19 protein-coding genes and 1 other RNA gene are annotated in these 19,915 nt (G+C 62.0%); 10 read left to right on the top strand and 10 right to left on the bottom strand.

Annotation, left to right across the window (positions count from 1 at the left end):
- Positions 1–223: 223 nt before the first annotated feature.
- Positions 224–1,954, top strand: a complete 1,731-nt coding sequence (locus tag QTJ18_RS22140; RefSeq protein ID WP_252753668.1) for a cytochrome P450 — start codon at positions 224–226, stop codon at positions 1,952–1,954.
- A 14-nt stretch (positions 1,955–1,968) separates the two neighbouring features.
- Here the strand turns inward: QTJ18_RS22140 and QTJ18_RS22145 are convergent, their stop codons facing one another.
- Together QTJ18_RS22145 and QTJ18_RS22150 are read right to left on the bottom strand one after the other, a co-directional pair.
- On the bottom strand, positions 1,969–2,727 hold the full coding sequence (locus QTJ18_RS22145; protein WP_252753667.1) for a siderophore-interacting protein: 759 nt from the start codon (positions 2,725–2,727) through the stop codon (positions 1,969–1,971).
- A 148-nt stretch (positions 2,728–2,875) separates the two neighbouring features.
- A complete protein-coding gene (locus QTJ18_RS22150; RefSeq protein ID WP_252753666.1) occupies positions 2,876–3,964 on the bottom strand; it encodes a DUF475 domain-containing protein in 1,089 nt (362 codons plus the stop codon).
- 427 nt (positions 3,965–4,391) lie between these two features.
- Here QTJ18_RS22150 and rbfA point away from each other — a divergent pair, with 427 nt between their 5' ends.
- The 5 genes from rbfA (at position 4,392) to QTJ18_RS22175 (ending at position 9,840) form a co-directional block, all read left to right on the top strand.
- A complete protein-coding gene (gene rbfA / locus QTJ18_RS22155; RefSeq protein ID WP_252753665.1) occupies positions 4,392–4,805 on the top strand; it encodes a 30S ribosome-binding factor RbfA in 414 nt (137 codons plus the stop codon).
- A gap of 16 nt (positions 4,806–4,821) precedes the next feature.
- On the top strand, positions 4,822–5,751 hold the full coding sequence (truB, locus tag QTJ18_RS22160) for a tRNA pseudouridine(55) synthase TruB (protein WP_252753664.1): 930 nt from the start codon (positions 4,822–4,824) through the stop codon (positions 5,749–5,751).
- Positions 5,752–5,964: 213 nt separating this feature from the next.
- Positions 5,965–6,234: a 30S ribosomal protein S15 gene (gene rpsO, locus QTJ18_RS22165; RefSeq protein ID WP_252753663.1), complete on the top strand. Its 270-nt coding sequence runs from the start codon at positions 5,965–5,967 to the stop codon at positions 6,232–6,234.
- 371 nt (positions 6,235–6,605) lie between these two features.
- The gene (gene pnp / locus QTJ18_RS22170) at positions 6,606–8,741 is read left to right on the top strand and encodes a polyribonucleotide nucleotidyltransferase (RefSeq protein ID WP_252753662.1); all 2,136 of its coding nucleotides are present in this window, start codon (positions 6,606–6,608) and stop codon (positions 8,739–8,741) included.
- Between the two features lie 82 nt (positions 8,742–8,823).
- Positions 8,824–9,840, top strand: coding sequence for a class I SAM-dependent methyltransferase (locus QTJ18_RS22175; RefSeq protein ID WP_252753661.1), 1,017 nt, complete (start codon positions 8,824–8,826; stop codon positions 9,838–9,840).
- A 90-nt stretch (positions 9,841–9,930) separates the two neighbouring features.
- Here QTJ18_RS22175 and fabI read toward each other — a convergent pair whose 3' ends face one another.
- Genes fabI through fabA form a run of 3 tightly spaced genes read right to left on the bottom strand, consistent with a single transcriptional unit; the run spans position 9,931 to position 12,524 of the window.
- Positions 9,931–10,737 carry an enoyl-ACP reductase FabI gene (gene fabI / locus QTJ18_RS22180; RefSeq protein ID WP_252753660.1) on the bottom strand — a complete coding sequence of 269 codons (807 nt, stop codon included), beginning with the start codon at positions 10,735–10,737 and terminating at the stop codon, positions 9,931–9,933.
- Between the two features lie 4 nt (positions 10,738–10,741).
- Positions 10,742–11,965 carry a beta-ketoacyl-ACP synthase I gene (gene fabB, locus QTJ18_RS22185; RefSeq protein ID WP_252753659.1) on the bottom strand — a complete coding sequence of 408 codons (1,224 nt, stop codon included), beginning with the start codon at positions 11,963–11,965 and terminating at the stop codon, positions 10,742–10,744.
- A 43-nt stretch (positions 11,966–12,008) separates the two neighbouring features.
- Positions 12,009–12,524, bottom strand: coding sequence for a 3-hydroxyacyl-[acyl-carrier-protein] dehydratase FabA (fabA, locus tag QTJ18_RS22190; protein WP_252753658.1), 516 nt, complete (start codon positions 12,522–12,524; stop codon positions 12,009–12,011).
- A gap of 280 nt (positions 12,525–12,804) precedes the next feature.
- Between fabA and irrA the strand changes: the two genes are divergently transcribed.
- Complete coding sequence (gene irrA / locus QTJ18_RS22195; RefSeq protein WP_252753657.1) at positions 12,805–13,221, top strand: iron response transcriptional regulator IrrA; 417 nt, start codon at positions 12,805–12,807, stop codon at positions 13,219–13,221.
- A gap of 121 nt (positions 13,222–13,342) precedes the next feature.
- Here the strand turns inward: irrA and QTJ18_RS22200 are convergent, their stop codons facing one another.
- Positions 13,343–13,999: a trimeric intracellular cation channel family protein gene (locus QTJ18_RS22200; protein WP_252753656.1), complete on the bottom strand. Its 657-nt coding sequence runs from the start codon at positions 13,997–13,999 to the stop codon at positions 13,343–13,345.
- Between the two features lie 170 nt (positions 14,000–14,169).
- On the opposite strand from QTJ18_RS22200, the gene QTJ18_RS22205 reads away from it, so the two are divergent.
- Positions 14,170–14,643 (top strand): hypothetical protein, encoded by a 474-nt coding sequence (locus tag QTJ18_RS22205; protein WP_489667224.1) that lies wholly within the window; start codon positions 14,170–14,172, stop codon positions 14,641–14,643.
- 22 nt (positions 14,644–14,665) lie between these two features.
- Here the strand turns inward: QTJ18_RS22205 and QTJ18_RS22210 are convergent, their stop codons facing one another.
- From QTJ18_RS22210 to QTJ18_RS22225, 4 genes are all read right to left on the bottom strand, one after another.
- The gene (locus QTJ18_RS22210) at positions 14,666–15,448 is read right to left on the bottom strand and encodes a YdcF family protein (protein WP_252753655.1); all 783 of its coding nucleotides are present in this window, start codon (positions 15,446–15,448) and stop codon (positions 14,666–14,668) included.
- A 3-nt stretch (positions 15,449–15,451) separates the two neighbouring features.
- Positions 15,452–16,192 carry a YoaK family protein gene (locus QTJ18_RS22215; RefSeq protein WP_252753654.1) on the bottom strand — a complete coding sequence of 247 codons (741 nt, stop codon included), beginning with the start codon at positions 16,190–16,192 and terminating at the stop codon, positions 15,452–15,454.
- Positions 16,193–16,303: 111 nt separating this feature from the next.
- Positions 16,304–17,284: an NAD(+) diphosphatase gene (gene nudC, locus QTJ18_RS22220; protein ID WP_252753653.1), complete on the bottom strand. Its 981-nt coding sequence runs from the start codon at positions 17,282–17,284 to the stop codon at positions 16,304–16,306.
- Positions 17,281–17,691, bottom strand: a complete 411-nt coding sequence (locus tag QTJ18_RS22225; RefSeq protein ID WP_252753652.1) for an HIT family protein — start codon at positions 17,689–17,691, stop codon at positions 17,281–17,283. Before QTJ18_RS22225 ends, nudC begins: the two co-directional genes overlap by 4 nt.
- 85 nt (positions 17,692–17,776) lie before the next feature.
- Here QTJ18_RS22225 and ffs point away from each other — a divergent pair.
- Together ffs and QTJ18_RS22235 are read left to right on the top strand one after the other, a co-directional pair.
- An RNA gene (gene ffs, locus QTJ18_RS22230) (signal recognition particle sRNA small type) lies at positions 17,777–17,873 on the top strand.
- Between the two features lie 84 nt (positions 17,874–17,957).
- Positions 17,958–19,895 carry a DNA polymerase III subunit gamma/tau gene (locus QTJ18_RS22235; RefSeq protein WP_252753651.1) on the top strand — a complete coding sequence of 646 codons (1,938 nt, stop codon included), beginning with the start codon at positions 17,958–17,960 and terminating at the stop codon, positions 19,893–19,895.
- The last annotated feature ends 20 nt before the right edge of the window (positions 19,896–19,915 follow it).

Raw genomic sequence — 19,915 nt, forward strand, 5'->3', positions numbered from 1 at the left:
TCACTTGGAAAGAGTGAGACCGAAAAGCCGGACCATGTCAGTAATGGACCGTTAACCAGCGATTCGTGTCGAAGCCCTTCACTTTGTAAGTTCTTAACGACCCGACTGTACATGTGATGTCAGGCAGCGGCACCCGCACGTCTTGTGCACGGGCCTTTTTTCTCCGAGGGGATTTATTCCTGTCCGGTGGAAGACTGCAATCAGATGGTGTGGAGGCTAATCAGTGGTGTCGAATGCGATGAAAGCCTGGAGCGCTGCCGACAGCCGGTCCCACGGCCCGTCTGCCGTTATGGAAGAGGCGCGGTCCCAGATCGAGCAGCGCTTCCTGGATGGCGGCGCCGTTCTCCTCTCCGTCCTCGACATCCTTAACAAGATGATTGCATCGGTCGACGACCTGACCGGGTCGCTGGACGAAACCACCGCCCGCACCACGCTCGAAGAGCTTGGCGCGACGGCGAGCGCCCTGCAGGCGCTGATGAAGGCCGAAGCCTCCCGCCAGACCCGCTTCCGCGAGATCGCGACGGCACAAGGCCTCGTTCGGCCGCATGTGGCGAGCATGCAGGAGACCCTGCGCTACCTCCGGACCTTTGCGGTCACCGCCAAGATTACCGGCGCGGGCATAGCCGATTTTTCCGGTTTCGCCGAAGAGATCCTGCAGCGCATCCAGGAAGGCAGCGATCAGGTCAGCCGCTTCTCGACGCAACTGACGGAACTGGGATCCGGCATTGGCCCGGTGATCGTCAAGGGCGAGGAAACCATCAGCCGCTACAGCCAGAGCGTTCCGCACATCGTCAGGGGACTGACGACAGGGATGGACCAGCTGAGCCTCCAGCGGGAGACCCTGTGCCAGCGCGCCGACCAGGTGAAGGCGATTGCCATGGGCGTCCAGACCAAGCTTGCCGCCGTCCTGTCGTCCATGCAGGTGGGCGATATCACCCGCCAGCGCATCGAGCATTGCCAGGCGAGCTTCGACCTGCTGGACGATTACCTGCAATCCGGTGACGCCGCCGCCCTGACGGGCGAGCAAAGGCAGCGTCTGACGCATATCATTTCGAACCTCGTCTCTGCGCAGCTCGATCAGTCGCGCGCCGATTTCGACCGCGATACCCGCAAGATCGTCCAGACGATTGCAAGCTTCCGCTCCGACCTGCAAGACATTACGGCGGTCCAGAGTTCGATGCTGTGCCTGGACGGTGACGAAAACGATCACCCCATGCGCAGGCTCGAGGCCGGCGTTTCCGATGCGCGCCACGCCGTGGTCGACATCGAAAAGGTCGCCGGCGAGGCCGATTCGATGACGAAGCAGACCATCAGCGCGGTCAAGACGCTGCTCCAGAGCATTAGCCTGGTCCAGCTCGTGCGCAGCGACATTCACTACATGGCGCTCAACACCAATCTGCGCTGCGGCAAGATCGGCGAAGAGGGCAAGGCGATCAATGTGGTCACTGCCGAATTGCGCAGCTTTGCCGGCCAGCTCGATGAAGTGGCCGAGAAGACCCTTCTTGAGCTGAAGGGACTGGAGACGGCGGCGCAGATGCTGATCGGCGATCCGGGCGAGGATGTTGAGGTTGCCGGTCTGGATGCGCGGCTCGACGCCGCGCTCGAGCGCATTCGCACGGTGTGCCAGCGGATGGACAGCGATCTTTTGCGGATGAGCGGCGACGGGCAGAGAGGCGTCGAACAGATGGACATCGCCCTGTCGCGGTTGAATTTCCAGGCTGAACTCGGTGATCTGCTGAGCCGCTGCGCTGACGAGATCCGGCTGATGCCGAACCAAAGCTGCAGCACCGAAGGGCTGGAAGCGGCCATCGAGGTCCTGGGCGGCCGCATCAACAGGCTCTATACCATGGCGTCTGAACGCGAATTGCATGCGGCGGTGCTTGGAACCGCGGCACCCGACGAGGCGCCGCTGACGGTCCTGTCGGACGACGACCTCGATGCCGCGCTGTTCTAGAGCAGGTCCAGCGATCAGTCATCGACGTGGTCGTGGCCGCCATTGCGGCCCGGTCGCCAGTAGCCTTCGGACGCGATCTGGTCGCGCGACAGGCCACGCTCGATCAGGTGATGCCGCTGGGCGCGGACATTGCTGGTTTCGCCGATGATCAGCGCCTGGCCGCGGCCTTCCGGCAGAGCGAAAGCTGCGATCCGGTCGAGCATGATGCTGCTCGGTCCGGCTGCGACGGCACCCCGGTCGATCCATTCCATCGTGACATCGCCCCTAGTTTCGACCGCCTGATGCCAGGAGGCATCCTGCACTTCGATGAAGGCAAAGGCGCGCGCGCCCTCCGGCAGATCTTCCAGAATGTGCAGCAGGCCGGGAATGCAGGTCTCGTCGCCGGTCATCAGGTGCCAGTCGGCTTCCGGATTGAAGACGATGCGTCCGCGCGGACCCTTCACCTCCACCGTATCGCCGGCCCGGGCGTCGCGGGCAAATTTCGGCCCCAGAGTATCGCCATGCATGACAAAATCGACGGCAATGGTGCCGGTCTGACGGTCGCGCGCCCGAACAGTGTAGTGACGCCGCCCGTGTTCTCCGGTCGGGTCCGGCAGAAACAGGACGATGTCCTGACCGGCTTTATAGGAGAAGTCGGCGATCCGGTCCGTCGTGAACAGCACGCGGCGCATGCTGGGCGAAATATCAAAGGCGTCTACCACAGTGAGCGTCCAGGAGGGCAGCTGGGGGCGCTGGCGTGGCGGCTGGGCAGGGGTTTGAACGGGCTGGTCCATCTGAGGGACTCCTTTCGCAGACATAGGCTCTCATTCCTCTGTCTCGATACCCTATTTATTCCTTCTTTGAAAAGTCATCTTTTCGACGGTGAGCGCCATTGGCTGGCAGGCGGCCCCAAAAGGCCGCCTGCTTCTTCATGGTGGTAGCCTAGACGCCCTGATGCAGGTCGAGATCGTCTGCCTGCCGGCGTTCCATACGGTTATGGCGAATGGACGACCAGAGGGAGAGACCGATCAGGCCGGCGCCTCCCAGACCGGTGATGACTTCCGGAATGTGGTAGAGGGTCTGGATATACATGATCACCGACAGGATCAGGATGGCGTAGAAAGCGCCATGTTCCAGATAGCGGTATTCGGCGAGCGTGCCCTTTTCCACCAGCATGATCGTCATGGAACGGACATACATGGCTCCGATCCCAAGGCCGATGGCAATGATGAAGAGGTTCTGTGTAAGGGCGAAAGCGCCGATGACGCCGTCGAAGGAGAAGCTCGCATCCAGCACTTCGAGATAGATGAAGGCGCCAAGTCCGCCTTTGGCGGCTTCGCTCATGGTTTTCTGCGAGGCATCCAATGCGCCGCCCAGCACTTCCACCAAGAGGAATGTCAGCAGACCATAGACCGCCGAATAGACGAAGGTGGACGCTTCCGCCTCCGGCAGGAGCTGCGAAAACAGCATGATCAAAAGGAGGACGAAGGCGATTTCCACGCCCTTGATCGTGGCAAAGCGCGCGATGCGGCTTTCGATGAATTCGACCCAGTGCACATCCTTTTCATGGTTGAAGAAGAAGGTGAGGCCGACCATCATCAGGAAGGTGCCGCCAAAGGCCGCGATCGGCAAATGGGCGTCATTCATGATGCGCGCATATTCTTCCGGCTGTGCGGCCGCCAGAATGATGGCGTCGATCGGGCCGATGCCGGCGGCGATGACGACGATCAGGAGCGGGAAGACGATGCGCATTCCGAACACCGCGATCAGAATGCCCCAGGTCAGGAACCGGTGCTGCCAGACCGGTGTCATGTCCTTCAGCTTGTTGGCATTGACGATCGCATTGTCGAAGGACAGCGAGATTTCCAGCACCGCCAGCACGGCGCAGATGAAGAAGACGGTGAGCATGCCGCCCAAAGTGCCGGTGGTTTGCCATCCGAGGACGCCACCAAGGATGAGGCCGATGATCGTGACGATGAAGGCCCAGCGGAAATAGCCGAGCGCGCTATGGTGGGTGGTGGGCTGGCTCATTGTGCCACCCCGCCGGCGCAATGCGTAACGAGTGGGCGGGACGGCTGCGCGCACGAAGCGGCACCCGAGAACCGGATGTGGAAAATTTGCATGGGTATGTTAATCCGCCGGCTGATCTTGCAGGCGGTACCGACATCGCGAGAGCGCCGTAAACTCTCGCCAGAGGGGCCCGGCACCAAAGTTCGATCCCCGCTGACACGTGTGGCAGAGTTCGGGGAGACGCTCATGAAAATGGCAAACTTCGCTGAAAGGTCAAGATGATCTTTGCGTCAGGCTAATCTTGCCTGGCCGTTGGACCGTCCCCGCATGGCCGAAAACCTTGACCTTTGCGTCAACTGAGGGCATGGAGCACGCCTGTCCGCGCCATCCGGTCTGGAATTTGCTATCATCCGGACTTGAAGAACGGCCGAAGGAAAGAAAAACAACAATGAGCAAAGCTACATCGTCCGCGCCGTCGCAGCGCATGCTGCGTGTTGGCGAACAGGTCCGCGCCGCCGTCACCCAGGTGCTGCAACGGGGAGAGGTTCGCGACGACCTTCTTGAAAAGACCGTGATCTCGGTCTCCGAAGTGCGCATGTCGCCGGATCTGAAGATCGCCACCGCCTATGTGACGCCGCTGGGCGTGGCTGACCATGCCAAGGTCATCGAGGCCCTGAACCGCAACGCGAAATTCATTCGTGGACGGCTGGCCGGCGCCTTGCGCCAGATGAAATACATGCCCGATATCCGCTTCCGGGACGATACCAGCTTCGACAATTACAAGAAGATCGACGAGCTGCTGCGGTCGCCTGAAGTGCAGCGCGATCTTGCCGGCGAGCCGGGCGAAGACGAACAAGAATAACCAGACAAAGAGCACAATGTCCAAACCCCGCAAACCCAAGGGACGGCCGGTCTCCGGCTGGCTGATCCTCGACAAGCCGGTCGATTTCGGCTCCACCGAAGCCGTCGGCAAGATCAAGTGGCTGTTCAATGCGCAAAAGGCCGGCCATGCGGGCACGCTCGATCCGCTCGCCTCCGGCATGCTGCCGATCGCGCTCGGCGATGCCACCAAGACCGTTCCCTATGTCATGGACGGCCGCAAGATCTACGAATTCACCGTGACCTGGGGCGAGGAGCGCTCGACTGACGATCTGGAAGGCGAGGTGACGCAGATCTCCGCGAACCGGCCCGCAGAGGACGAGATCCGTGCCCTGCTGCCGGATTACACGGGCATCATCAGCCAGATCCCGCCGCAGTTTTCCGCCATCAAGATCGGCGGCGAGCGGGCCTATGATCTTGCCCGCGACGGCGAAACCGTCGACATTCCCTCACGCGAGGTGGAGATCCACCGGCTGACCTTGCTGAAGGCCGAGGCCGACCGGGCGTTTTTCGAGGTCGAATGCGGCAAGGGCACCTATGTGCGCTCGCTGGCACGCGATTTCGGCCGAGCGCTGGGCTGCTACGGCCATATTTCCGGTCTGCGGCGCAGCTTTGTCGCCCCTTTCGCCGAGGAGACGATGGTGCCGTTGGCCTCGCTCGTGGCGTTGGAGGAGATCGAGGATCGGGACGAGCGCCTGGCCGCGCTCGATGCCTTCCTGGTCGATACCAGCGAAGCCCTTTCCGCCTTGCCGCAGATCCGGATCACCGGGGATCAGGCGCATCGCCTGCGCATGGGTAATCCGATCCTCCTGCGCGGCCGCGATGCGCCGGTGGCGGAAGCCGAGGCCGTGGCGCTTGCCGAGGGCAGGCTGGTTGCCATCGGCGAGATCGGCCAGGGCGAGTTCCGCCCGAAGCGGGTCTTCGGCTGAATGCGGTTGCGCCGGCAGAGGCGATAGGCTTGCCGGAACAGGTGACGGAACACGTGCCGGAACATTCCGCTTTGCTTTGGGGCCCGGATGGGGTATAGGCAGCGCCAGCTAGGCGGCCTGCAATGCGGGCCGTTCCTTGCTTTCATGGCCGAAGCTGGACGACATCCCGGCTTGTGGCGTCCCTCAATTCCTCACATCAGAAAGGATTGTCCGATGTCGATCACTGCAGAGCGTAAGGCTGCCCTCATCAAGGAATACGCAACCGCCGAAGGCGATACCGGTTCGCCGGAAGTCCAGGTTGCTGTCCTGACCGAGCGGATCAACAACCTCACCGAACACTTCAAGGGCCACAAGAAGGACAACCACTCGCGTCGTGGTCTCCTCAAGATGGTTTCGAGCCGCCGTTCGCTTCTCGATTACCTGAAGAAGAAGGACGAAGCTCGCTACACGAAGCTCATTGCGAGCCTCGGTATCCGTCGCTAAGACACACATTCGGCGGGCGGTCTTGCAAGGATCGTCCGCCGAACGTTCATCCGGAGCGGAAGACGCGTCCGGAGCTGTTCCCGCCCGCAAAGGGTGGTTTTCCTGGCGGGCCCGGATGGGCCGGTCCTGCCAAACGTAACCGATGACCTGTCATGGGGCAGGATTGCCGGATGCTTTCGCCGTGTTTGCCACGCGGCGCGCGACGGTCGGGAATAAAGAGCCCGCCGTCCCTTTTCGGGTTCGGCACGTGCTGCGAACCGATGAAAGCCTCCCGTTGTCTTGCCCGTGATCGCGTCACATGAAGCGCCGGCTAAAGAGCCGTCCTCTTTTTCGGAAGAGGCGCCGCCGCCGCGCAAGAAGGACTTCAAATCATGTTCAACACGCATTCCGTCGAAATCGAATGGGCCGGTCGCCCGCTCAAGCTTGAAACCGGCAAAGTCGCCCGCCAGGCCGATGGCGCCGTCATGGCCTCCTATGGCGAGACCGTTGTTCTGGCCACCGTCGTTTCGGCCAAGGAGCCGAAGCCGGGCCAGGACTTCTTCCCGCTGACCGTCAACTACCAGGAAAAGACCTATGCAGCCGGCAAGATCCCCGGCGGCTATTTCAAGCGTGAAGGCCGTCCTTCGGAAAACGAGACGCTCGTTTCCCGCCTGATCGACCGGCCGATCCGTCCGCTTTTCCCGGAAGGCTACAAGAACGACACGCAGGTCGTCGTCACCGTGATCCAGCATGACCTGGAGAACAATCCGGACGTTCTGGCCATGGTTGCCACCTCGGCCGCATTGACGCTGTCCGGCGTTCCCTTCATGGGCCCGGTGGGCGGCGCGCGCGTCGGCTATATCAACGGCGAATATGTACTGAACCCGCATCTGGATGAGATGGACGAATCGACGCTCGATCTCGTCGTCGCCGGCACGTCTGACGCCGTGCTGATGGTCGAGTCGGAAGCCAAGGAGCTGAACGAAGAGGTCATGCTCGGCGCCGTCATGTTCGGCCACAAGGGCTTCCAGCCGGTCATCGACGCCATCATCAAGCTCGCTGAAGTTGCCGCCAAGGAGCCGCGCGAATTCGAACCGGAAGATCATTCCGAACTCGAAGCCGAAATGCTGAAGCTCGCCGAGGCCGAGCTGCGCGATGCCTACAAGATCACCCAGAAGGCTGATCGATACGCCGCCGTCGATGCCGTCAAGGCAAAGGTCAAGGCGCATTTCCTGCCCGCGGAAGGCGAAGCCAAGTATTCGCCGGAAGTCGTCGGTTCCGTCTTCAAGCACCTGCAGGCCAAGATCGTTCGCTGGAACATTCTCGACACCAAGAGCCGTATCGATGGCCGCGACCTGGAAACCGTCCGTCCGATCGTTTCGGAAGTCGGCCTCCTGCCGCGTACCCACGGCTCGGCGCTCTTCACCCGCGGTGAAACCCAGGCGCTGGTGGTTGCAACGCTGGGAACCGGCGAAGACGAGCAGTATGTCGACAGCCTGACGGGCATGTACAAGGAGCAGTTCATGCTCCACTACAACTTCCCGCCCTATTCCGTCGGTGAGACCGGCCGCATGGGCTCTCCGGGCCGCCGCGAAATCGGCCACGGCAAGCTGGCATGGCGCGCAATTCACCCGATGCTGCCGACCCCGGAACAGTTCCCCTACACGCTGCGCGTTGTCTCGGAAATCACCGAATCCAACGGCTCGTCCTCCATGGCAACCGTTTGCGGCACCTCGCTTGCCCTCATGGATGCCGGCGTTCCGCTGGCAAAGCCGGTGGCCGGTATCGCAATGGGCCTGATCCTCGAAGGCGATCGCTTTGCGGTCCTGTCCGATATCCTCGGCGACGAGGATCACCTCGGCGACATGGACTTCAAGGTTGCCGGAACGGAAGCCGGCATCACCTCGCTGCAGATGGACATCAAGATCGCCGGTATCACCGAAGAGATCATGAAGGTCGCGCTCAGCCAGGCGCAGGGCGGCCGCAAGCACATCCTCGGCGAAATGGCGAATGCTCTTTCGGAAAGCCGTGGCCAGCTCGGCGAATTCGCTCCGCGAATCGAAGTCATGAACATCCCGGTCGACAAGATCCGTGAAGTCATCGGCTCGGGCGGTAAGGTCATCCGCGAAATCGTCGAAAAGACCGGCGCCAAGATCAACATCGAAGATGATGGCACGGTCAAGATCGCCTCTGCTTCCGGCAAGGAGATCGAAGCGGCCCGCAAGTGGATCCATTCGATCGTGGCAGAACCGGAAGTCGGCGCCATCTACGAAGGCACAGTCGTGAAGACCGCCGACTTCGGCGCTTTCGTCAACTTCTTCGGTGCCCGCGACGGCCTCGTCCATATCTCGCAGCTCGCGTCCGAGCGCGTTGCCAAGACCTCCGACGTCGTCAAGGAAGGCGACAAGGTCTGGGTCAAGCTGATGGGCTTTGACGAGCGCGGCAAGGTTCGCCTGTCGATGAAGGTCGTCGACCAGGCCACCGGCCAGGAAATCAAGAAGGCCGAAGGCGGCGAAGCAGCCGAATAAGCCTTTAGGCCCTTTTTCCATGTTCCTGGGGTGCGGGAGGTTTCCGCGCCCCTTTTTGCTATAGAAGATCCGGAAGACCATCATGATCCGCGATGCCGTCAAGACCCTTTTTCATCCTTTCGCGACGGGCACTCTGCCGGTTCCCGCCGAGGGTGAGCGCATTCTGTTTCTCGCCGCCGAAGCCGGCCCGCGCCTGCCCGACGGTTTCGCCGCCAATATCGTCAACGTGCAGCCTCTGCGGCCGCTGTTTCGACCGCTGAGCACGGCTGGCGCATATGTGGTGCCAAATGTGGAAGGAGAGGCCTATGACGGCGCCCTCATTCTCTGCGGCAAGCACAAGGGCGAGAACGAAGACAATGTTGCCCAGGCGCTGACCCGTGTGCGGCCGGGCGGCTTGATCGTTCTGGCGGGTTCCAAGGAAGACGGCATCCAGCCGCTGCGCAAGTTGCTTGCCAATCTCGGCCTGTCTGTCGAGCATATGCCGAAATATCACGGCGTCGTTGCCTGGTTCACCCGGCCGGACGATGTCGCAGCGGCGATTGCCAAGCTTGCCAAACAGCCGCAGCTTATCGAGGACCGCTTCGAAGCCGTGCCCGGAACCTTTTCCCATGATCGGATTGACCCCGGATCGGAATTGCTTGCCAGCCGCTTGCGTCGCGATTTCGATGGCAATGCCGCCGATCTCGGGGCCGGCTGGGGCTATTTGTCCGTCATGCTGGCCGAGGCCTCGCCGCGCACCAACCGTATCGACCTTTTCGAGGCGGATCATCGGGCGCTGGACTATGCCCGGCGCAACCTCGCCCGCAACTGCCCGGATCTGCAGACGCGATTCTTCTGGCAGGATCTGGCGGCGGAGCCGGTCAAGGAGAAATACGATCTCGTGATCATGAACCCGCCCTTCCATGAAGGGCATGCCGCTGATCCGGCTTTGGGCCAGGCCTTCATCAAGGCGGCAGCCTCCGCCCTCCGCATCGGCGGTCAATTGCTGATGGTGGCCAATCGCGGCCTGCCTTATGAGCAGGTGCTGGCTGCCGACTTCAAGGAAAGCGGCGAAGTGTGCCGGAATGCCCGTTTCAAGGTCCTGCAGGCGCGGAAATAGGCCGCCTGCCAGAGGCCTCCATAAAACGCAGAAGGCCCGGTCTGCATCACGCAGGCCGGGCCTTGTTGTTCATGGGCTTGGCGGAGCCGATCATTCGTTATCGGCATTGCGCAGCCGGTCCAGCGTCGGCAGCGAGGTGATGTTGTAGCCGGCATCCACATAATGGATTTCGCCTGTCACGCCGCGCGACAGATCGGACAGGAGATAGAGGGCCGAGCCGCCAATGTCCTCCACCGTGGCCGTGCGCCGCAGCGGGGAGTTCTTCTGGTTCCAGGAATAGATCGCCCGGGCATCAGAGATCCCGGCGCCTGCAAGGGTGCGCACCGGACCCGCCGAGATGGCGTTGACGCGAATGCCTTTCGGGCCGTAATCGGCGGCCAGGTAACGGACGGAGGATTCCAGGGCCGCCTTGGCCACGCCCATAACGTTGTAATTGGGAATGACCCGCATGGAGCCGCCATAGGTGAGCGTCAGCATGGCGCCGTTGTCGCCCATGAGCTCTGCTGCCCGCTTGGCGACTTCCGTGAAGGAGAAGCAGGAGATCACCATGGTACGGCTGAAATTGTCGCGGCTCGTATCGGAATACATGCCCTTCAGCTCGTTCTTGTCGGAAAAGCCGATGGCATGGACGATGAAGTCGAGACGGCCCCAGCGCTCCTTGATGGCGGCGAAGGTGGCGTCCACAGAGGCCAGGTCTTCCACATCGCAGGGCACGACGAAATCCGAGTGAACCTCGGCCGCCAGGGGCTTGACACGACGGCCCAGCGCTTCTCCCTGATAGGTGAAGGCCAGTTCTGCTCCCTGGGCAGCGACAGCCTTGGAAATGCCCCAGGCGATCGAATGATTGTTGGCGACCCCCATGATGAGGCCGCGCTTACCCTGCATGATTCCGCTCATGGACTTATCCGTTATAGCGCTGGAAGACGAGCGTAGCGTTGGTGCCGCCGAACCCGAAGGAGTTGGAAAGCGCGATGTCGATCTTCGCGTCATCGATGCGCTGGCGTACGATGGGAACGCCCTCGAATTCCGGATCGAGCGTCTGAATATGGGCGCTCTCGCCGATGAAGCCGGCCTGCATCATGAGGAGCGAATAGATCGATTCCTGCACGCCCGCCGCGCCGAGGGAATGGCCGGTCAGGGATTTGGTCGACTGGATATGCGGCATCTTTTCGCCGAACACCTCGCGGATGGCGCCGATCTCCTTGGAATCGCCGACGGGCGTCGATGTGCCATGCGTGTTGATGTAATCCACATCGCCCTTCACCGTGGCAAGCGCCTGGCGCATGCAGCGGGCAGCACCTTCGCCCGACGGGGCAACCATGTCATAACCGTCGGAGGTCGCGCCGTAGCCGACCACTTCCGCGTAGATCTTGGCGCCACGCGCCTTGGCCCGCTCCAGCTCTTCGAGGACGAGAACGCCTGCACCGCCGGCAATGACGAAGCCGTCGCGATCGACATCATAGGCGCGCGAGGCGGAGGCGGCCTGATCATTGTATTTCGAGGACATGGCGCCCATGGCGTCGAAGAGGTTGGACATGGTCCAATCGAGATCCTCGTGACCGCCGGCAAACATCATGTCCTGCTTGCCCCATTGGATCATTTCCACGGCATTGCCGATGCAATGCGCCGATGTGGAGCAGGCGGACGAGATGGAATAGTTGACGCCATGGATCTTGAACCAGGTCGCAAGCGTCGCAGAGGCGGTGGACGACATGGCCTTGGGAACGGCAAAGGGTCCGATGCGCTTCGGGCTGTTGTTCTTGATGGTCGTCTCGGCTGCCTCGATCAGCGTTCGGGTCGACGGACCGCCCGAGCCCATGATGATGCCGACACGCTCCTGCTGGGCGTAATCGCTCTCGTCAAGTCCGGCATCGGCGATCGCCTGCTTCATGGCGACATGGTTCCAGGCGCCCCCTTGCGAGAGAAAGCGCATGGCGCGCCGATCGACCAGATCGGTCGTGTCGATATCCGGTTTGCCCCAGACCTGGCATTTGAAGCCGTGTTCAGCAAAATCTTCGGAAAAGGAAATGCCGGACTTGGCATCGCGCAGAGAGGCGGTAACTTCCTCGGCATTGTTGCCGATGGAGGAAACCACACCGAGGCCGGTGACAACTACCCGTCGCATCTGATCAACCCTTACTTGTTTCGTTCGCGGACCCGACCCTTCGTCAGGCCACTTTGTCCTTGGAAAGCCCTACACGAAGATCGGAGGCCTGATAAATGGTTTCTCCGTCCGCTTTCAGCCATCCGTCGGCGGTTCCCAGAACCAGTCGACCGCGCATGACGCGCTTGAAGTCGATCCCGTATTCCAGAAGCTTGGTATTCGGGCGGACCATGCCCTTGAATTTCACCTCGCCGGTCGAGAGCGCCATGCCGCGCCCCTCTTCGCCGAGCCAGCCGAGGAAAAAGCCGGTAAGCTGCCACATGCCGTCGAGACCGAGGCAGCCGGGCATGATGGGATTGCCTTCGAAGTGACAGGGAAAATACCAGTCGTCGGGCCGTACGTCATACTCTGCCCGGATGAAACCCTTGTCGAAGGCGCCGCCGGTTTCGGAAATCTCGGTGATCCGGTGGACCATCAGCATCGGAGGCAAAGGGAGCTGGGCATTGCCTGGCCCGAACAGTTCGCCATGTGCGCAGGCGATGAGTTCGTCATAGGTAAAACTGGATTTTCTGCTGTCCATGAGGTCTGTCCGTCCCCCTCGTCCTCGGTTCCTGCGTATGTAAAGCAAGACCGTTATAAATTGAAGCGCAAGACACCGGCACCAGACGCTAAGCTGCCGGTTTCGTGATGAGTCTGGTCCGCATATAGGAAGCCGAACGGCCAAACTAGGGGAGTGACGGTCAATTTTTGCATTTCTCCGGGCGCCAAACGCTAAGATTCCCCGGAGCTATTGAAAGAACGCGGCTCAAAAGTTATATCCGAAACTCTAGAATTACTGCTGGACGGAGCTTGCGCCCCCAATGGCCGGAGCAAATATGGATGTTGAAACCAGACTGCGGCATTTCGGATTGCGTCCGACGCGCCAGCGCGTTGCCCTGGCCGATCTCCTGTTCGCCAAGGGCGACCGCCATCTGACGGTCGAGGAACTGCACGAGGAAGCCACCACGGCCGGCGTGCCCGTCTCTCTGGCAACCGTCTACAATACGCTTCACCAGTTCACCGAAGCCGGCCTGATCCGGGTCCTGGCCGTCGAGAGCGCCAAGACCTATTTCGACACGAATGTCTCCGACCACCATCATTTCTTCGTGGAAGGCCGCAACGAGGTCTTGGACATTCCGATCAGCAACCTTGAGATCGGCAATCTTCCTGCGCCGCCGGAAGGCATGGAAATCGCCCATGTGGACGTCATCATCCGCCTGCGCGAAAAGACATCCTGACATTGCCCGAGATGGCGCGGCCAGACGGCCTGCGCGCATCGATCAGCTCGACCTCCGGCGGGCCCCCAGGCTGCACGCTCTAATGGCCTGTACCAGATGATCCGGCGGCCTGCGGCAGAGCCTAATCCTGATCCTGTTTCTTCTTCATGGCCTCATCCGCCGGGCGCCCGGCGCGGGCGCGATATCGCGGCAGTGTCCACCCGTAATGGATGGCGCCGCCCCGCAGTCCGAAGGCAAGCACAATGCCGGCAGCCGAACTATAAGGAAGCGGGACGCCAAGCAGTTGCGCGGCCGTGAAGGCGCCTGCGCCGGCAAGGGCCGCCGTCACGTAGATTTCCGGCCGCAGGAGGATCGAGGGCTCGCTGGCGATCAGATCGCGCAGGATGCCGCCAAAGGTGGCGGTCATGGTCCCGGTCACGATGGCAATGGTGGGTGAGCCGGTGATCGCCAAACCCTTGGCGGCCCCCATCACGCTATAGGCAGACAGTCCTATAGCATCGAGCCAGATCAGCAGCCGGTAACGCCATTCGACCCGGTGCGCTGCCAGAAAGACGAGAATGCCGATGCCGACGCAGATGATGAGGTAGGTCGGATCCTTCACCCAGAACACCGGGGCCTGCCCCAGCACGAGGTCGCGCAAGGTGCCGCCGCCCACGCCGGTTGCTGCGGCAAAGAACAGGAAGCCGATCAGGTCGAGCTCCTTGCGCGAGGCAGCCAAGGCGCCGGTCGCGGCAAACAGGGCAACGCCGGCATAATCCAGAAGCGTCAACAGGCTCATTGGCAGTCATCTCCGGCGAAAGCGTCGCGCAAGCACAGTTTTCTTAATGATGATCCTGTACAGCAGATCACGGACCTGATCGCCAGGAGGGACAAGACGGGCACCCTTTATTTTCCCCGCGCTGCACCGCCCGGCGAATCAGCAGACGAATCACTATGAGGAAGAGGCTCGTGCGCATATTTCTTTTTGCGATTGCCTATGTCATCGCTTCGATCCTGTTTCCGGGATTATCTGCGGCACAGCAACAGCTTTTGAGCGATCCGGAGATCTATGAAAAGGATTTCTTCCGCCAGAAATGCACCAAGGCGGTGTTTGACGAGAGCTTCATCACCCGGCTCGACATCAACAATGACGGCATTATCGACGCCATTGCCAATCACGGCGACATCGCCTGCGACGGCAAGCAGGGCGTCGGCTGCAATGAGGATGGCTGCCCCTATAATTTCTACCTGCAGGTCAAGGAGGGCGGCTATTTCATGATCGCCACCGCCCAGATCTATGGCTATGAGTTCATCAAGCGCTTCGGCAATATGGTCTTCGTCTTCAAGATGGCGCCGCGCTATTGTGACCGGACGGGCGGCGATCCCTGCGAAATGACGGTACGTGTGCGGGGCGCGCGCATGGTGACCATTTCGCGAAAGTAGAGGAGCTGCCGGCTAGCCGTGCTCAGAACGGCCAGTCGATCCGCCCGGCCGCCGAATAACCGATAAGACCCAGCCATTCCCGCACGGCCGTCGCGCTGTTCTGGGCATTCAAGGATGGCTGGGTAAAGTCGAAGCCGGGCGTAACCTTGCCGCTGGTACGGTAGTCGACCGGCCAGGGGGTGACGGTGAGACCGGCCTTGCGGAACAGGGCCATGGCCCGGGGCATGTGGAAGGCCGACGTCACCAGGAGACAGCCCTGCAACCCCGCGGCATCGAGACGCTCGCGAGTGTTCAGCAGGTTCTCCCAGGTGTTGCGGGATGTGTTTTCCGCGATCAGCCTTTGCGGGTCTATGCCGAAGGCGGAGAAGAACTCCGCCGCCGCGCCTGCTTCGCCGCGATATCGGCCGCTGAACGAACCATCTCCGCCGGAGACCAGGATCCGGGCCTGCGGGTGGGCAAGAGCCAGCCGGAGCGTCTCGGTGTAGCGATCGGCCGCCCCGTTGAACTCGATCCCGCCCCTGGCGCTCATCACCTCGTTCTCGATCCCGCCGCCGAGCATGATGATGCAGCTTATGTCCGATGGCTCCGGTGCGGGGCGGGGAATGCGATCCTCCAGCGCCTGAAGCAGGAGATTGCCGCTCGTCGTGTACAAAGTCATGAACAGGATGAGGGCGGAGAGAAAGGCCAAGCCGCCCGCCAGACGGCGCAGTTTGAGGGCAAGCGCAAGCAGCGCAAGAGCGACGGCGAGAAAGGCGAGGGACAAAGGCTGCACCAACAGCCAGGCGATTTTCGAGATGTAAAACAAGATCTATCCCTGCCGGGCGCTGTTGAGGCTGCGCTGGCCCTGGCGATGTTGACCATGACTGCGCTGGTTGAAACGGCGATGGAGCGCTCTGCGGATGCGAAGCGAGACCAGGGCGATCGCCAGGGCAAGACCGGCAGCCACGAAGAGAGCCTTATCGGCAAGGATGATGCCCAGTGCAGCACCGGTTATGGCTCCCGAGATCATGCCGAGCCAGGGAATGGCCTGGATGCTCCAGTCGAGGCTTCGCTCGCCCATCAGGTAACGCCCCATGCCGCGGCCAAGCCGTGACAATGCGCCGGTGACATAAGTCAATCCGATCGGCAGGCCCTCTATATGTTCAACGGTGGCATTCACCATGCCCATCGACAGCACGACGCAATAGAAGCGAAGAAGGCGAAGCTGCTCGTCCTGCATCAGGGCGGCGAGAGCGAGGAGAAGCGCGACACAGCCAAGGACGCCGAAGATCCGGCGCGGAACGAGGTAGGCGGTGACGATGCCGAGCGCATTGCCAAGGACGAACACCGCGACGGCGCCAAGCAGGACGATGCCATGATGCCATTCGCCATCAGCAATCGATATCGCGGCCCTCGTCGTGTTTCCCGTCATGAAGGAGACGAAATCGCCGGAGAGGCGCAGGCCGATCGCATCGGTCAGGCCTGCAACGAAGGAAATGGCTGCGACCAGGGCAAGCCCCGTCCACGTCCTCTGGCTGCGGATCATGCGCCGGCGTCTCTCGCGCGTCATTCCAACCCCCTGCTGCCTTTCACTGTGTTTGCCTCGACCGCCGGGCGATCACCCGCGGAACGCCGGCCCCGGAATTTCGTTCTGAAAAACGCCGCCTAGAGAAAGCTCCGCCTATCCCGCCTCGGCCGCGGGGCGCGGCCAGTCAACCCAGTCACGCATCAGCCGGTGGGCTATGGCGCCGGGCGGCGGCGCAAAGGGGCCTTCGCCTGTCGTGTCCGCGTCCAGAATGGCGATCATTTCGGCGCGGGAGAACCAGCGGCAATCCGCAAGCTCCTGCTCATCGCGGCGTATTTCGCTCGACAAGGCCTCGGCGAAGCAGCCGATCATCAAGGAATGCGGCATGGGCCAGGGCTGCGACGCATGATAGCGCACGCGGCCGATCTCGATCCCGGACTCCTCCAGCGTTTCGCGGCGCACCGCATCCTCGATCGTTTCGCCTGGTTCGACGAAACCCGCCAGCGTCGAATACATGCCGGGAGCGAAGTGGTGGCCGCGGCCCAGCAGGACGCGGTCCTGCTCCACATCGACGGTGAGCATGATGACGACCGGGTCGGTCCGCGGAAACATCATGTGACCGCATTGCGGGCATTGGCGCTTGTAACCTCCGAGCCGGCTTTCGGTCTTGGTGCCGCATTTGCCGCAGAACCGATGGGCGCTGTTCCAGTGCATCAGGCTGAGGCCCTGCGCCACCTCGCCCAGCGTCTCCTCGTCCAGAAGCCCGTCGCGAAAGGCGGAGCGCGCATCGGTAATCTTGAACTGCGCCTCCAGCCTCTCGATCGGCGCGTCGAGACTGACGGCCAGGCGCGGCTCGCCATTGGGGCGATAGCCGAGCAGGATCAGGCTGTCCCTGTCGGGATGAAGGCCGGCCAGTTCGTGCCTGGCAAACAGCGCGTCGAGGACATGATCGTCATGCTTCAGCACCAGCCTGCCGCCGGCGAATGCGAACGCATGGGCACTCTCATGCGCCACGGCCTGCTCCAGGCAGTCTTCCGCGCGGTGCTCGGCATCGCGGTTCAACCGGTTTCCGGCAAAGGCCGTCAGCCGGCTGGCCTCGGGATGCGGCGCGTCAGTCTCGAACAGGGAAATGCTCATGCGTCTATCGCCTGGTTCAGCGCCTTTACAAAACTCTGCTTCGTCTCGTCGTCATAGGGCAGGGCCGTTCCGAAGCCCCAGATCGGACCGGGCCAGTTGGGATCGCCTTCATGACGTGCAACGATGTGCACATGCAGCTGCGCGACGATATTGCCGAGCGCTCCGACATTGATTTTCCTGGCTCCCGTCACCTGCTTCAGGGCGCCGGCAACCAGATTGGTTTCAAAGGTAAGCAAGGCTTGATCGAGCGGCGTCAGCTCGAACAGTTCCGTCTTCTGCGCCCGCTGCGGCACCAGCATCAGCCAGGGCCAGCGGCTGTCCTTCAGCAGACGGACCTGGCAGAGGCTGAGGATAGTGATCAGGTCCGAGTCCCGCTCCAGTCGAGCGTCCAGTTCGAATGCACTCAATGTGTCCTCCGGCGTTTTTGACTTGCTAGCAGTTTTTTGACGGCTTGGCTTGCATTTGCTGCGTGAAACGACGATATGTGCCCCGGGAGGTTGGTGGTGGACGAGCCACTCGCCAACCGGGTCAGGTCCGGAAGGAAGCAGCCCTAACGAGCCCGGCACGGGTCATCGTGCCAGCCTCCCACCTTCTAACTCTTGGATGGTCAGCTTCCGGTCCGGCCGATTGGCTGGTCAATGGCCGGTATGGCCGAGCGGGCTGGCGGGATCTGATGAGCGACACCGGGCTGACAGTGACGGGAACGAACCCAGTGGGGAGCGCGGGCGGCTATCTGGTGCTGGCGCGCAAATATCGTCCCAAGGATTTTTCGGATCTCATGGTCGGCCAGGAGCCGATGGTCCGGACCCTGACCAATGCCTTCGAGACCGGGCGCATTGCGCAAGCCTATATGCTGACCGGCGTGCGCGGGGTCGGCAAGACGACCACGGCCCGTATTCTGGCACGCGCGCTGAACTACAAGACAGACGAGATCGACCGGCCCAGCATCGACATTCGTGTGCCCGGCGAACATTGCCAGGCGATCATGGAAGGCCGCCATGTCGACGTGATCGAGATGGATGCCGCCTCGCATACCGGCATCGACGACATCCGCGAAATCATCGAGCAGGTTCGCTATCGGCCGGTCTCGGCGCGCTACAAGGTCTATATCATCGACGAGGTGCACATGCTGTCGACGCAGGCTTTCAACGGCCTGCTGAAGACACTGGAAGAGCCGCCCGAGCATGTAAAATTCATTTTCGCCACCACGGAAATCCGCAAGGTTCCCATCACGGTTCTGTCGCGCTGCCAGCGCTTCGATCTGCGCCGCATCAGCGCGGCGGATCTTGTCGGCCTGTTTGCAACCCTTCTCGGTCGTGAATCTATTTCCTTCGAGCCGGAGGCGCTGTCGATGATCGCCCGCGCCGCGGAAGGCTCGGCCCGCGATGGTCTCTCCCTTCTCGATCAGGCGATCGCCCATGGCGGCGGCTCCGTCCAGGCGGAAACGGTCCGCTCCATGCTCGGCCTTGCCGATCGCGCGCGGATCGTCGATCTCTTCGGCCATGTCGTCAGAGGCGATGTGCAGGCGGCCCTGCGTGAGTTTTCGCAACAATATGATGCCGGAGCCAATCCCGTCGTCGTCTTGACCGATCTTGCGGAATTCACTCATCTGGTGACGCGGATAAAATATATTCCCGAGGCCTCCGACGATCCCTCGCTGAGCGAAGTGGAGCGGGTGCAGGGGGCGGAGTTTGCCGGCAAGGTCGCCGTGACCACGCTGTCCCGCCTGTGGCAGATGCTGCTGAAAGGCATTCCGGAGGCGGAAAATTCCTCGCGTCCGGCGGGCGCTGCGGAAATGGTATTGATCCGTCTTGCCCATGCCGCCCATCTTCCCTCGCCGGAAGATGCAGCGCGCCGGGTGGCCGAACTGATGGCTGGCGGCGCAGAGGGCGTATCCGGCACATCGTCTTCCGCCAATGGCGGGGCAAGAGGCGCTCTTTCCGGTCCTTCTGCTGCTCGCTCGTCCAATCCCGCAGCCGCGCCATCCCCCGGTTTGGAAGGGCGCGCGTCCGATCCCGCTCCCGCGCAGCGCATGGGTGCTGCCTCGGGCGGGCCAACGGTCATGCTGGCGGCCGTTCCTTCGGCGCCGCAGCCGATGGCCATGGGGCATGCCGAGACAAGCCCCGCGCGCCAGCCGGCTGCAGCCGCCGCGCCGAAGGCCGCGATCACATCCCTCTCAGACATTGCCGATCTCTGCACGAAGCACAGGGATCCCAAATTGCGGGCGCTGCTGCGCAATTTCGTGCGGCTGGTAAAGCTGGAGCCGGGCCGCCTCGAGATCAACCTTCCGCCGGATGCGCCGAAAAGCATAGTCGGCGATCTGCAGCGCCGGCTGGAGGAATGGACCGAGATCCGCTGGATGGTCATTCTCAGCCGCGACAAAGGCGAGCGGACCCTTGCGGAGGTGGAAAATCAGGCGCGCGAGGCGCGGCTGATCGATGCCAAGGCCGATCCGGACGTCGCCGCCATTCTCAGCCATTTTCCAGGCGCCCGGGTGACGGATGTCAGGATCAAGGTGAGCGAAGAGGACGACAGCGAAGCGCTGGCGCCGCCAACGACGATCGAAACGGATGAGGGCGATATCCTGCCCGGCGACGACATCGATTTATGACGGATAACAAGGGAGCGATC

The organism is Rhizobium sp. SSA_523, assembly GCF_030435705.1.
In the GTDB taxonomy this organism is placed as follows: Bacteria; Pseudomonadota; Alphaproteobacteria; order Rhizobiales; family Rhizobiaceae; genus Neorhizobium.

Excerpts from the sequence above, each read along its gene's own strand:
- pnp (WP_252753662.1), top strand. The coding sequence starts at position 6,606 with ATGTTCAACACGCATTCCGTCGAAATCGAATGGGCCGGTCGCCCGCTC.
- truB (WP_252753664.1), top strand. The coding sequence starts at position 4,822 with ATGTCCAAACCCCGCAAACCCAAGGGACGGCCGGTCTCCGGCTGGCTG.
- QTJ18_RS22175 (WP_252753661.1), top strand. The coding sequence starts at position 8,824 with ATGATCCGCGATGCCGTCAAGACCCTTTTTCATCCTTTCGCGACGGGC.
- fabA (WP_252753658.1), bottom strand. The coding sequence starts at position 12,524 with ATGGACAGCAGAAAATCCAGTTTTACCTATGACGAACTCATCGCCTGC.
- nudC (WP_252753653.1), bottom strand. The coding sequence starts at position 17,284 with ATGAGCATTTCCCTGTTCGAGACTGACGCGCCGCATCCCGAGGCCAGC.
- rpsO (WP_252753663.1), top strand. The coding sequence starts at position 5,965 with ATGTCGATCACTGCAGAGCGTAAGGCTGCCCTCATCAAGGAATACGCA.
- fabB (WP_252753659.1), bottom strand. The coding sequence starts at position 11,965 with ATGCGACGGGTAGTTGTCACCGGCCTCGGTGTGGTTTCCTCCATCGGC.
- fabI (WP_252753660.1), bottom strand. The coding sequence starts at position 10,737 with ATGAGCGGAATCATGCAGGGTAAGCGCGGCCTCATCATGGGGGTCGCC.
- QTJ18_RS22215 (WP_252753654.1), bottom strand. The coding sequence starts at position 16,192 with ATGACGCGCGAGAGACGCCGGCGCATGATCCGCAGCCAGAGGACGTGG.
- rbfA (WP_252753665.1), top strand. The coding sequence starts at position 4,392 with ATGAGCAAAGCTACATCGTCCGCGCCGTCGCAGCGCATGCTGCGTGTT.
- QTJ18_RS22145 (WP_252753667.1), bottom strand. The coding sequence starts at position 2,727 with ATGGACCAGCCCGTTCAAACCCCTGCCCAGCCGCCACGCCAGCGCCCC.
- QTJ18_RS22200 (WP_252753656.1), bottom strand. The coding sequence starts at position 13,999 with ATGAGCCTGTTGACGCTTCTGGATTATGCCGGCGTTGCCCTGTTTGCC.
- irrA (WP_252753657.1), top strand. The coding sequence starts at position 12,805 with ATGGCCGGAGCAAATATGGATGTTGAAACCAGACTGCGGCATTTCGGA.
- QTJ18_RS22150 (WP_252753666.1), bottom strand. The coding sequence starts at position 3,964 with ATGAGCCAGCCCACCACCCACCATAGCGCGCTCGGCTATTTCCGCTGG.
- QTJ18_RS22235 (WP_252753651.1), top strand. The coding sequence starts at position 17,958 with ATGAGCGACACCGGGCTGACAGTGACGGGAACGAACCCAGTGGGGAGC.